This window comes from Dellaglioa sp. CoH-57-MRSF-17, from assembly GCF_056782015.1.
Genome location: NZ_JBXAXY010000009.1, coordinates 15,514 through 28,905 on the forward strand (window position 1 = coordinate 15,514; position 13,392 = coordinate 28,905).

The 13,392-nt window shown below is 32.9% G+C and carries 12 protein-coding genes; 11 read left to right on the forward strand and 1 reads right to left on the reverse strand.

The annotated features are described in order from the left end of the window. Nucleotides 1-3: 3 nt before the first annotated feature. Nucleotides 4-1,089, forward strand: coding sequence for a glycosyltransferase family 4 protein (locus AC1RPJ_RS07295; RefSeq protein WP_481761955.1), 1,086 nt, complete (start codon nt 4-6; stop codon nt 1,087-1,089). A gap of 36 nt (nt 1,090-1,125) precedes the next feature. Here AC1RPJ_RS07295 and AC1RPJ_RS07300 read toward each other — a convergent pair whose 3' ends face one another. Continuing rightward, nucleotides 1,126-1,761 (reverse strand): YigZ family protein, encoded by a 636-nt coding sequence (locus AC1RPJ_RS07300; protein WP_481761956.1) that lies wholly within the window; start codon nt 1,759-1,761, stop codon nt 1,126-1,128. A gap of 48 nt (nt 1,762-1,809) precedes the next feature. Between AC1RPJ_RS07300 and AC1RPJ_RS07305 the strand changes: the two genes are divergently transcribed. The 10 genes from AC1RPJ_RS07305 (at nt 1,810) to AC1RPJ_RS07350 (ending at nt 13,296) form a co-directional block, all read left to right on the forward strand. Further along, a complete protein-coding gene (locus AC1RPJ_RS07305) occupies nt 1,810-3,138 on the forward strand; it encodes an ATP-dependent helicase ComFA (RefSeq protein WP_481761957.1) in 1,329 nt (442 codons plus the stop codon). A 116-nt stretch (nt 3,139-3,254) separates the two neighbouring features. Beyond that, a complete protein-coding gene (locus AC1RPJ_RS07310; protein ID WP_481761958.1) occupies nt 3,255-3,815 on the forward strand; it encodes a ComF family protein in 561 nt (186 codons plus the stop codon). A gap of 205 nt (nt 3,816-4,020) precedes the next feature. Further along, nucleotides 4,021-4,581 carry a ribosome hibernation-promoting factor, HPF/YfiA family gene (hpf, locus tag AC1RPJ_RS07315; RefSeq protein WP_409021489.1) on the forward strand — a complete coding sequence of 187 codons (561 nt, stop codon included), beginning with the start codon at nt 4,021-4,023 and terminating at the stop codon, nt 4,579-4,581. A 153-nt stretch (nt 4,582-4,734) separates the two neighbouring features. Then, entirely contained in the window at nt 4,735-7,098 is a 2,364-nt protein-coding gene (gene secA, locus AC1RPJ_RS07320; protein WP_481761959.1) for a preprotein translocase subunit SecA, read from the forward strand. 94 nt (nt 7,099-7,192) lie between these two features. Further along, nucleotides 7,193-8,309, forward strand: a protein-coding gene (gene prfB, locus AC1RPJ_RS07325; protein WP_481761960.1) for a peptide chain release factor 2 whose coding sequence is annotated in 2 segments (ribosomal slippage) — nt 7,193-7,264 and nt 7,266-8,309 — 1,116 coding nt in all. Because the reading frame shifts where the segments join, the coding sequence is not laid out codon by codon here. A gap of 96 nt (nt 8,310-8,405) precedes the next feature. Further along, nucleotides 8,406-9,101: a cell division ATP-binding protein FtsE gene (gene ftsE, locus AC1RPJ_RS07330; protein WP_481761961.1), complete on the forward strand. Its 696-nt coding sequence runs from the start codon at nt 8,406-8,408 to the stop codon at nt 9,099-9,101. Further along, nucleotides 9,082-9,969, forward strand: a complete 888-nt coding sequence (ftsX, locus tag AC1RPJ_RS07335; RefSeq protein ID WP_481761962.1) for a permease-like cell division protein FtsX — start codon at nt 9,082-9,084, stop codon at nt 9,967-9,969. Before ftsE ends, ftsX begins: the two co-directional genes overlap by 20 nt. 130 nt (nt 9,970-10,099) lie before the next feature. Further along, nucleotides 10,100-11,236, forward strand: coding sequence for a PDZ domain-containing protein (locus AC1RPJ_RS07340; protein WP_481761963.1), 1,137 nt, complete (start codon nt 10,100-10,102; stop codon nt 11,234-11,236). A 24-nt stretch (nt 11,237-11,260) separates the two neighbouring features. Then, nucleotides 11,261-11,962, forward strand: coding sequence for a response regulator transcription factor (locus tag AC1RPJ_RS07345; RefSeq protein WP_481761964.1), 702 nt, complete (start codon nt 11,261-11,263; stop codon nt 11,960-11,962). A 191-nt stretch (nt 11,963-12,153) separates the two neighbouring features. After that, nucleotides 12,154-13,296 carry a sensor histidine kinase gene (locus tag AC1RPJ_RS07350; RefSeq protein WP_481762412.1) on the forward strand — a complete coding sequence of 381 codons (1,143 nt, stop codon included), beginning with the start codon at nt 12,154-12,156 and terminating at the stop codon, nt 13,294-13,296. Nucleotides 13,297-13,392 lie beyond the last annotated feature (96 nt).

The window sequence follows — 13,392 nt, forward strand, 5'->3', positions numbered from 1 at the left end:
AAAATGTTTCCAATTATCGTAGCATTTTTCGCAACAGCGCTTATCTCCGCGTTGCTAACTCCCGTTATTAGACTATTTTCAATTAAAATTGGAGCAGTCGATGTTCCAAATAATAGACGAGTAAATAAGGTTTCAATGCCTACAATGGGTGGATTAGCCATTTTTATAGCTTTTAACTTTACGAATTTTTTTATTTTAAAAAATCAATATCCAATAAAAATGTTAGTGACACTGTTTGTTGCTGAATTGGTAATTATTATCACCGGTGTTTTAGATGATAAGTTTGAATTAAAACCACGCCAAAAGATGTTTGGCATCACAGTTGCCGCCTTGATCGTCTACTTTTTTTCAAATATGCGAATGACGACATTCACTTTACCTTATTTTGGTATTATTAATTTAGGATGGATGAGTTTCCCTATTACAATTATTTGGATTTTAGCTATTACAAATGCTATTAATTTAATAGACGGATTAGATGGCTTAGCAACTGGGGTTTCCATTATTGATTTATTTACAAGTGGTTTGGTAGGCTATTTCTTTTTAGTTAATACAAATAGTTATATTGCAATTATGATGTTTACGCTGGTTGCTGCTCTGATTGGATTTTTGCCATATAATTTCTTTCCAGCTAGAATCTACTTAGGGGATACAGGCGCGTTATTTATTGGATTTATGATTTCAGTATTCTCTTTATCTGGACTTAAAAATGCAACTTTTATTTCTATTATTGTGCCTGTTTTAATATTGGGTGTACCAATTACGGATACTGTTTATGCAATGTTACGCCGGATTTTAAATAAAAAGCCTATCTCTCAAGCAGACAAACATCATTTACATCATCGTTTGATGCAAATGGGGTTAACGCATCGACAGACAGTATTAGTTATATATGGCATTGCGTTAATTTTTTCATTTATTTCATTACTTTATCCAATATCATCAATTTGGGGTTCAATACTAATGTCAGTTGCGACATTAGTGGGACTAGAACTATTCGTAGAGTCCATCGGATTAGTTGGATCTAAACGAAAGCCACTGCTAAATTGGATTAAAAGAATTGTTAAAACGATGACTTCAAAAAAATAGATAGTAAAAAGGATGTCCAGTAATTGGGCATCCTTTTTACTTAACTTGAATTTCATTATATAAATCTTGGCCTAATTTAAAAGTTATTTGGTTATTGAGTAGGTTGATTAGTTGATCTTGTAAGGTTAATATCAAATTTTTATCAACTGCTAAAGTTATTTCTACTGTTTCAAGATAGGTTGTGTGTTGGATTATAATTGAATTTTTTTCAAGATAATTTTCAAGTTTTCCAACATTTTGGTAAGCAATTTGGCAAATAAGTTCGGTTTGTAAAATACGTTCAACGATACCAATTTGTTCAATCGTCTGCGAAGCAGCATTACTATAAGCACGGATTAAACCACCAGCACCTAGCTTAATACCACCAAACTTTCGACTAACAACGATACAAATATTTTTAAGCTGATTTTTTTTAATAACTTCTAGAATGGGAACACCAGCCGTTCCAGAGGGTTCACCATCATCGCTTTGACGTTGGATTTCAGACTCAGTACCAAATGTGTATGCAAAACAGTGATGTCTTGCTTTAGGTTCTAATTTCTTGACTGATTCAATAAAAGCAACTGCATCAGATTCTGTCGCGATTCGAGTGACACGACAAATGAAGGAAGACTTCTTTTCAATTAATGTGGCTAAACCAGATTCTTTAATTGTTAAATAATTTTTTGACATAATTAAGGTTCCTTTGCGTATTTAAACTTATTGAAGGGATTGAGGAGAATGACACTTTCAAGTTTGTATGGTCGTTTAATAACTGATTCAGAAATTGACGAAACTATTAATTTAGATGAACTTACGTCGTACCCAGGAATTAGTATTGAAGATAAACAATTAATCTGTCGCAGATGCCTTTCACAACTTAATTTAAAGGAAAATAAATTACAAGGTGACCGGTACTATTGTTCATACTGTATGATATTAGGACGTATTTCAACTACGACTACACTTTATACTATACCTGAACCCAACTTGTTTTCAACTCAAAAAGGGAGTCCATTGACGTGGAATGGAGAATTAACGACTAGCCAAGAAATATGTGCTAATGAAGTGAAACAAATTTTTAAAAATTCGGGTGCCCGGCATTTACTGTGGGCGGTAACCGGCGCTGGTAAAACAGAAATGCTATTCAAAGGTATTGAAGCTGCTATTATGGATGGTAAGCGCATCTGTTTAGCATCACCACGGGTCGATGTTTGTATTGAATTATTTCCGAGATTGCAGGCAGCATTTCAAAATATTGATATTTGTTTGCTGCACGGAAAGACAACGGAACCATACCGTTATACCCAACTAGTCATCTGTACAACACATCAATTGTTAAGATTTCATAAAGCGTTTGACGTTATGATAGTTGATGAGGTAGATGCCTTTCCATATGCACAGAATCAATTACTGCTTCAAGCAACAACACAAGCAACTAAACAAAAAGGGGCAAGTTTATTTTTAACGGCAACCCCAAGTGAGGATCTGTTAAAGGAGGTTCGCTTAAAACAATTAACGGTTAGTTATTTACCAATACGCTTTCATGGTCAATTATTGCCTGAAATTAAAATTAAATTTGAAAAAGCGTGGGAAAAGAATTTAAAAAAAGGACGTTTACCCAAAAAATTAACACTGAAAATGACAGAGTGGCTAAAACGTAAGGATCCATTTTTAATTTTTGTGCCGAAAATTTGGTTATTGGAACCAGTAATGGAAGCATTTAAAAAGAAGTTTCCTAATTTAAAGGGGGACACTGTTTATTCTGAAGATCCAGATAGACTAGATAAAGTTAAGGCAATTAGAACAGGCGAACTACGGTATCTAATCACAACAACAATTTTAGAACGTGGTGTGACATTTGCTAATCTGGATGTTTTTGTTCTGGGTGCAGATGATAAAACTTTTTCAACGGCAGCGTTAGTTCAGATTGCTGGCAGAGTGGGACGTAATGTCAATCGTCCGTTTGGTGACGTTATCTTTTTATGTTGTGACTACACGATTTCAATAAAAAAGGCAGTTGGACAAATAAAAACGATGAATCGTAAAGCAAGGAAATTAAAGATATGAGAAACTGTCAGATTTGTCATAATACATTTAGTCAAAAATTAACGCTAGCATTTATATTATCGACTAAACCTTATGAAAAAAAGATAGTTTGTAAGAGATGCCAGGAGCAGTTACGATTGATTAATACTCAGTTAGCCTGTAGAGGATGCGGTCGAGAACAAAATAGGCCACAATTATGTGCGGATTGTAAGAAATGGCAACTTATTTATCCTAATTTAAATTTTCAGAATCAAGCGTTGTACATTTATAATGATTTTATGAAAGATATCATTAAAAATTATAAGTTTAATGGTGATTATCAGCTGAGAACTATTTTTCAAGTACAATTAAAGCACAAAATAGAAACAATTGATTTTGATTACCTCGTGGTGATACCTGTTGATTCTGAAACGTTAAATAATCGAGGATTTAATCAAGTCTGTGGTCTTTTAGATATTAAGCATGATCATTTTTTAGTGCGAAATAATACGGTTAAAGAAAAACAATCGCATAAAAATAGGCAACAAAGGCTTGAATTAATTCAACCGTTTGAACTTAGTCCAGATTGCCCAGATTTATCGGATAAAGTTGTTTTGATTGTGGATGATATTTATACTACCGGCCGAACACTATTTTATGCCCATATTTTGTTAGCACAAAATGCTAAAAGCATTAAGAGTATTACCCTTGCAAGATAATGAACAATAGGTACAATTTTTAAATAAATTAGTATGATATATTTAAGCAAAAGTTAAAATGACTGTTAACGATTACAATGGCGTTTTAAATAGATTTGTTAAGGGATATCATTTGTAAATTTAAGTCTATTCGCTTATAATTAAATCAAGCGGTAAGGTAATTAATAGTTTCGTTACCTGCTGTAGATTGAAGGGAGAGTTTATTATGTTAAAATACAATATTCGCGGTGAAAATGTTGAAGTTACAGATGTTACTAGAGATTATGTTGAAAAGAAATTATTTAAATTAGAAAAATACTTTACTGATACATCTAATTCAACGGCCCATGTTAATTTAAAAGTTTATTCAGATAAAACGGCCAAAGTTGAAGTGACAGTTCCGATGCCTTCTCTCGTCCTTCGAGCTGAAGAAACATCACAAGATTTACTTTCAAGTGTTGATCTTGTGACTGATAAATTAGAACGTCAAATTCGCAAATATAAAACTAAAATTAATCGCCAATCAAGAGGCAAGGGAATTAAAGATATTGAAATTCGTAATGAAATTGCTGATGAAGAATCAGATTCTATTGATGAAGTAAGCAAATTTGATGTTGTTCGGACAAAGCATGTTTCTTTAAAACCAATGAATAGTGAAGAAGCTATTTTACAAATGGATATGTTGAGCCATAACTTCTTTATTTACGAAGATGCTGATACAGAGGGTATTAACATTGTTTACAAACGTAAAGATGGTCGCTATGGTTTAATTGAAGCTGAAGATTAAACTAACCTTGAAAAGCCTGTTGAGTAAGTTAACTACTCAGGGCTTTTTTGTTATTTTAGTTTAAAATTTATTGATTTAGTGATACTATAAAAAATGATATTATAATTAAAAATAATTCAATAAATGTGTTTGATATATAAGGGGAAAAGCTAAATGGCAAATGTATTAAGACAATGGGTTGAAAGTGATAATCGTGAATTAAGAAAACTAGGCAAAATAGCCGATAATATTGAAAATATGGCCGACGAGATGGCTTTATTATCTGATGATGAACTAAAAGCTAAAACACCTGCTTTTAAAGCAAGATATCAAGAAGGTGAAACGCTTGATGATCTTTTACCAGAAGCATTTGCAGTGGTACGAGAAGCCGCAAAACGTGTGTTAGGACTATACCCATTCCGTGTGCAAATGATTGGTGGAATGGTTTTAAATAATGGTGATATTGCGGAGATGAAAACTGGTGAAGGTAAAACTTTAACAGCTACTATGCCCGTTTATTTAAATGCAATTTCAGGTCTAGGTGTTCATGTTGTTACTGTTAATGAATATTTATCAAGCCGTGATGCAACAGAAATGGGCGAATTATATTCATGGTTAGGTTTAACTGTCGGATTGAATATTAACGAAAAAACAGCTGAAGAAAAGCGCGAAGCCTACGCAGCTGATATTACCTATTCAACAAATAGTGAATTAGGCTTTGATTACTTACGTGATAACATGGTTGTTTATCGTGAAGATATGGTTCAAAGACCTTTAAACTATGTTATCGTCGATGAAGTTGATTCAATTTTGATTGATGAAGCTAGAACACCGTTGATTATTTCTGGTCAAGCTGAAAAGACGACTGCCATGTATGTTCGTGCAGATCGTTTTGTTAAAACGTTAACTGAAGAAGAAGACTATAAAATTGATCTTGAATCAAAATCAATTTCATTAACCGAAGAAGGAATTCGTAAAGGTGAAAAATATTTTGGACTAGATAATTTATATGATACAGATAATACAATTTTGACTCATCATTTGGATAATGCATTACGGGCTAATTTTGTTATGCTACGTGATAAAGATTATGTTGTACAAGATGGTGAAGTTATGATTGTTGATCAATTTACTGGTCGTATTATGGAAGGTCGTCGTTATTCTGATGGTGTTCATCAAGCTATCGAGGCTAAAGAACATGTTGAAATTGAAGACGAAACTAAAACAATGGCTAACATCACTTACCAAAATTTCTTTAGAATGTACAAGAAATTATCTGGTATGACGGGTACTGCTAAAACTGAAGAAGAAGAATTCCGTGAAATTTATAATATGGAAGTTGTTCAAATTCCAACGAATAAACCTATTATTCGTGATGATAAAGCAGATTTATTGTATCCATCTTTAAATAGCAAATTTAAAGCTGTCATTGCTGATATCAAAGAACGCCATGAAGCTGGTCAACCTATGTTGATTGGTACTGTAGCAGTTGAAACGTCAGAATTATTGGCACAAATGTTAGATGATGCTGAAATTCCACATGCTGTCTTAAATGCTAAAAATCATGAACGTGAAGCTGAAATCATTTTAAATGCTGGACAACGTGGTGCTGTTACCATAGCTACGAATATGGCCGGACGTGGAACTGATATTAAATTAGGCCCTGGCGTTAAAGAAATTGGTGGATTAGCTGTTATTGGTACAGAACGCCATGAATCTCGTCGTATTGATAATCAACTTCGTGGCCGTGCTGGCCGTCAAGGGGATGATGGGATGACACAATTCTATCTTTCTTTGGAAGATGATTTGATGTTACGATTCGGTTCAGAACGTATTAAGAGCTTCTTAGAACGTATGAACATTACTGAAGATGACGCTGTTATCCAAAGTCGTATGATTACAAAACAAGTTGAATCAGCACAAAAACGTGTCGAAGGTAATAACTATGATACACGTAAAAATGTTTTACAATATGATGATGTTATGCGTGAACAACGTGAGGTTATTTATAACCAGAGACAACAAATTATTATGGAAGAAAAAACATTAAAACCTGTTATTATGCCTATGATACAACGTACTGTTAATCATATTGTTCAGATGCACACGCAAGGTGACCAAAATGAATGGAATTTACAAGCTATTGTAGATTTTGCTGTCTCTTCAATGGTTAATGAAGACAGTATCTCATTGGCAGATTTAGAAGGTAAAGATGCTAACCAAATCGAAGCCTACTTGGTCGACCGCGCTGAAAAGAACTATGAAATTAAAGAAGATCAATTAGTTGATGCAGCACAAATGCTTGAATTTGAAAAAGTGGTTGTGTTACGTGTTGTTGATGATAAATGGACAGCGCATATTGATGCAATGGATCAACTTCGTCAGTCTATTGGACTACGTGGCTACGGACAATTAAACCCTCTAGTTGAATACCAATCAGATGGATTTAGAATGTTCGAAGAAGTCGTTGGAGCAATAGAATTTGAAGTGACACGTTTATTTATGAAAGCTGAAATCAGACAAAATATTAAACGTTAATCAAAAAGTTAATCAGAGAACATTATTAAAGAGTCACTTCCGAATTCGATAGAGTTTGAAGGTGACTCTTTTTAGTAAATTAAGGAGAAAATTGATGGAATTAAGCGATTATAGGAAACAAATTAATGAAATGGAACAAAAAATAACTAACTTCAGGGGGTCTCTTTGACTTAGAGACGCTGAATGAACGTATTTCTGAAAATGAAGAACGAATGGCTAACCCAGATTTTTGGAATCACCAAGAAGAAGCACAAAAAGTTATTGACGAAAACAATCAATTAAAAGGTAAATATGATGCGTTTCATGATTTAGAGAGTAAGGTATCAGAATTACAAGTCATGCTTGAATTATTACAAGAAGAAAATGATAATGATATGCTAATAGAATTTGATGACTTGTTTAACGAGACAAAAAAAGCACTCGACAAGTATCAATTACGATTATTATTGAATGAACCTTATGATAGCAGAAATGCTATTTTAGAAATCCATCCAGGTGCAGGAGGTACCGAATCTCAGGATTGGGGATTAATGTTACTTAGAATGTATACGAGATGGGCTGAAAAAAGTGGGCTAATCGTCGAAACAGTAGATTATCAATCTGGCGATGAAGCGGGATTGAAAAGTGTGACGCTTCTTATTAAGGGAGTAAACGCGTATGGTTATCTTAAGAGTGAAAAAGGGGTGCATCGATTAGTTCGTATTTCACCTTTTGATGCTGCTGGTCGACGCCACACGTCTTTTGCATCTGTTGATGTGATGCCAGAGTTGGATGATTCAGTCGAAATAGAATTAAATCAAGATGATATCAGAATGGAAGTATTTAGATCATCCGGAGCTGGTGGACAACATATTAATAAAACATCTTCAGCAGTTAGATTAATTCATATTCCAACAGGGATAGTAACTTCGAGCCAAGCGCAGCGGTCACAATTTCAAAATAGGGCAACGGCTGAAAGTATGATGAAATCTAAGTTATATCAACTTGAAATGGAAGCAAAAGAAAAAGAACGTGCTGCCATTCAAGGTGAACAAATGGATATTGGATGGGGGTCGCAGATTCGATCATATGTGTTCCACCCATACTCAATGGTTAAGGATCATCGTTCCGATTTTGAGACTGGTAATGTTCAAGCGGTAATGGACGGTGATATAGATGGATTTATTAATGCTTATTTACAGTGGAAATTAAAAAATGAAAATCCAAGTTAAAAAATGAAACTTAATTGTAAGACTACTGCAATATAAAGGTAAATAATCATGCTATAATGAAAATGTTATGAAAATAGACACAGGAGGATTCACTGTTTGATAGAATTTAAAAATGTATTTAAACAATATTCTGATGATATTATTGCAAGCAATGATATTAATCTTCGAATTGACCAAGGTGAATTCGTATATGTGGTTGGACCTAGTGGTGCCGGAAAGTCGACATTTATAAAAATGATGTACCATGAAGAACAAGCAACATCTGGTGAAATCACAGTAAATGATTTTCATTTAGAAACGATGAAACCAAAAGAAGTACCATTTTTACGAAGAGATTTAGGAATTGTATTCCAAGATTTCAAATTATTACCTCGTTTAACAATTTTTGAAAATATTGCATACGCGTTAGAAGTTATTGAAAAAGAACCTGCAGAAATTAAAGAACGTGTTGATTACGTGCTAGATCTTGTTGATTTGTCTGACAAGGCGGATAAATTTCCGGAAGAATTATCTGGTGGTGAACAACAAAGAATTGCGATTGCACGTGCAGTTGCAAATAAACCAGAAGTCTTAATTGCTGATGAACCAACGGGGAATTTAGACCCTGAAACGTCAGATGATATTATGTCAATTTTAGAAAAAGTTAATGAACAAGGGACAACAGTTATCATGGCAACTCATAATAGTATTATTGTGAACAAATATCCACATCGTTTGTTGGCTATTGAAGATGGCCGTATTGCCCGAGATGAAGAAGGAGGAAAATACGGTTATGAAAATGAGAACGTTTAGGCGTCATTTTGGTGAAAGTATTAAGAGTTTACGTCGTAATGGATGGATGTCTGTTGCTGCTATTAGTGCTGTTACTGTAACGTTAATTTTGGTTGGGGTGTTACTTTCAATCTTAATGAACGTAAATAAATTAGCATCTGATGTTGAGAACGATGTTCAAGTCAGAGTGTTTGTTGAACGAAAGACAACAAAGAATCAACAGGCTGATTTGAAAAAGAAACTTGAAAGTTATTCAGAAGTTAAAAAAGTTACTTTTTCAAGTAAAAAGGAGCAATTACAACAAGTTGTTGGTAGTTATGGTAATGAATTTAAGTTATTTGGTGGGGATGATAATCCACTATATGATACATTTGATGTTCAAACTAAAAAACCAAAACAAACTGAGCAAATTGCAAAACGTGCTAAAAGTTTAGATTATGTAAATGATGCTAGTTTTGGGGGCACATCTGCTAAAAAACTATTTAAAGTAGTTGGTAATATCCAAAAATGGGGTATGATTATTAGTGCTTTACTCCTCTTTGTTGCAGTATTCTTAATTTCTAACACGATTAGAATCACAATTTTATCTCGAAGAAATGAGATTGGAATTATGCGTCTAGTAGGTGCGACGAATGGATTTATCAGATGGCCGTTTTTACTTGAAGGTGCATGGACTGGGCTTTTAGGTGCTATCATTCCAATTATTTTAGTTGATTTTGGCTATATTTGGATTTATAACGGTTTACAAGTTTCGTTGGCATCAACTAGTTATCAATTATTAACACCAGGAACTTTCTTGGCAGAAATTGATTTATTATTAGTGTCAATCGGGATAATTATTGGTGCTTTAGGATCGTTCGTTTCAATGCGTCGTTTCCTTAAAATTTAATTAAATTTTAAAAGACTGATTTTGCTAAATGCAAAATTCAGTCTTTTTTGTTATTATGATTATCTTTTTTGAATCATGACAAAGCATGATATAATTTGAGTACTATATATTAAAGAAAATAGGTGCATTTATGGTAACGCTTAAAATTATTGGAAACTTTTTCATGCAACCAACGCTTTGGTTAGCAATTATACTGATTTATGGTATGTATACACGAAGAATTAAAAAAGAGAGACAAGCATTTAGAACAGCTGTCGATAGTGATTTTTATGAGGGACGTCATGCAATAAAAGTAGGCTTTATTTTTAGTATTATTGGATCAATGTTACTATTTGGACTAGGTGTTATGTTGCCTATTAACTGGGTAGTTATTTATGCTATTTTTATGATTTTAGGACTACTACTATACCCAGTATTTGATGCTATCTTTCCGCTATTTATTATATCGGGACTAGTATATGGGATGACTAAATCTCAATTAAGTAATTTTGAAATATTTAAATATGAAGAATTTCACGTTGAATTTACGACAGGGATTCTACTGATAGGGACAGTCATTTTATTTATAACTGCTTGTGCGCTGTATTTATTCAGAAATAGTCCCTTATCGCCGAACACACAGTCAGGTAAACGAGGGCGAAATATATCGTCGTTTAGTATGAAGGATCTGTATCTGGTGCCACTTGTAATTCTAACACCGGGTGATCAATTCCATAGTGTACTCTCTTGGTGGCCAATTATTCATATAGCAGGTACAGAATTTAACATCATTATTTTACCATTAATTGTTGGGCTATCATTACGTATCTATAAAGAAATACCAAGAGTAGCTATCAAATTTATAAAAAAACAATACTTATATTTAGCTTTTATAGGGACAGGTTTAGCGATAATGGCTATATTTATACCAATAATGGGGATATATGGATTAATTGTTCTATTAGTTGCGTATTGTATCAGCCAATATATGATCAAACGCCATGATAATAAACAAGAAAAATGGTTTGCAGAATCCAATGAAGGAATATTAATTGTAGGGGTACGCCCAGGTACGCCAGCTTCAAAGATGGACGTAGAGGTTGGTGATGTGGTCGTTCAATGTAATGGCATTGAAGTTAGAAACGAAACCGAATTGTATGAAGCATTACAGAGTAGCTCAACGTATTGTCGATTAAAAATTAGGACATTTAGTGGAGATACAAAAATAACAGAAAGTGCGATATTTTCAGACTCACCATATGAAATAGGGTTAGTCATAATTAAATAAATTTAGTTATCAGGGGGATAAATAATGAAAAAAATTTTAGTTGTAGATGATGAACCAGCAATTGTTACGCTGTTAACGTATAATCTAGAAAATGCGAACTATGAAGTGCATGTAGCAATAGATGGGCCTAGTGCATTTAAAAAAGCAACAGAACAAAATTTTGATTTCATTATTCTCGATTTGATGCTGCCTGGTTACGATGGTATCGAAGTTACAAAAAAATTAAGACAAGAAAAAGTAAAAACGCCAATAATCATTTTAACGGCTAAAGATGATGAATTGAATAAAATAATTGGTTTAGAAATTGGTGCAGACGATTATATGACTAAACCGTTTAGTCCAAGAGAAGTAATAGCAAGAATTAAGGCTATTTTGAGACGTACTGAACATGACTCATCTAAGGATGAACAAATTGATAATGAAGTGAGAGAATTTAAAGATTTTAAAATTGATTTTTCTAACTATTCAGTTTATAAAAATGATGAAAAAGTTGCATTAACACCAAAAGAGTTCGAACTTTTAGTATATTTTATTAAACGAACAGGACGTGTGCTAAGTAGAGAAAAGTTATTGAGCGGTGTTTGGGGATACGATTATGAAGGGCAAACAAGGATGATAGATATGCATGTGAGCCATTTACGCGAAAAATTAGAAGTAGATGCTAAAAACCCCCTATATTTAAAGACAGTTCGAGGATTTGGCTATAAGTTTGAGGAGAATAAATGAAACAAAAACTAAAATGGATAATTACGACGTTAATCTTGTTGCTAAATTTAACATTTAGTATGACACTTCTATGGGATGTATCCGGGAAACTTTTTAGTAAGAATAGTATTATTGGAGTAAGTGTGTTGAGTTTGATTGAAATAGCTATACTTTATAAAATAGCATCTAAAGCAGGTGCTGAGTCCGAATTAATGGCTAATATATTGAATAGTTTAGTCAATAAAGGAGATTCTTATCATGTATTACTAGATACAGATAGTCCCAATTTTGAATTATCGAAAGCCATTAATCGTGTTGAAAGTTATCAAAAGAAAAGAAATATTCACTATCAGGTACAAAATAATAACTATCTAAAATTAATTGAACATTTGACAGTTGGGGTTATGCAAATTGATCATAAAAGACAAGTACTAGTCGTAAATGATATGATTTCTAAATTATTAGGCCAACAGATAGAAAGTAAGCAACATTCATATATTGATGATATTAAAACATACAAATTGAGTGGACTAATTGAAAAAGCCATTAAAACACAAGATAAGCAAAGAGATGAAGTTGAAATTGCCAATACAAACAGAGTGGTTGATGCAACGGTCGTCTATATAGCAAATAACAATGTAGAATTTCAAGTAATCGTAATTTTATATGATATAACTGAGCTGAAATTATTAGAGAAAATGCAAAATGAATTTGTCGGAAATGTGAGTCATGAATTGAAAACACCAGTAACAGCAATTAAAGGATTTGCTGAAACTCTTTTAGAAGAATCTGTTGATTCAAGTACAACTAACAAATTTTTAAATATTATTTATGACGAAAGTGAAAAATTAGAAGTATTAATTCAAGAGATATTAAAATTAGCAAAAGGGCAAAAACCCAAAGAAAATATTTCGAGTTTCAATTTAGATGCTATGATAAATTATGAGTTAGATTTATTAAGTAGTACTATTAAAAGTAAAAATTTAATAGTAGACAAGAGAATAACAAAAGATCTTTATGTAAAGTTTGATAAAAATAAGATAGCCACTATCTTAGGTAATTTATTGCAAAACGCTGTTAAATATAATGTTGATAATGGGCGTATGGTAGTTGAAGTAGGCAAAATAAAGACAAGATTTTTTATAGCAGTATCAGATACTGGTATTGGTATTTCAAATCAAGACAAAAAAAGAATATTTGAACGTTTCTATAGAGTAGATCCGTCTAGAAATAAACAAATAGAAGGTAATGGGCTTGGCCTCGCTATTGTGCAGGAACTAGTGACATCAATGGGTGGAGAGATTAGTGTGAAAGATTCGAATGATAAGGGGACTGAAATTACGATTTATTTGTAATATTAAGAGATATTCACATAAATAGACTTGACCAAGAAAAAGAAAGCTGATATATTTAATAAGTGCTATTGAGGCGATAATGAATATCGCAAATAA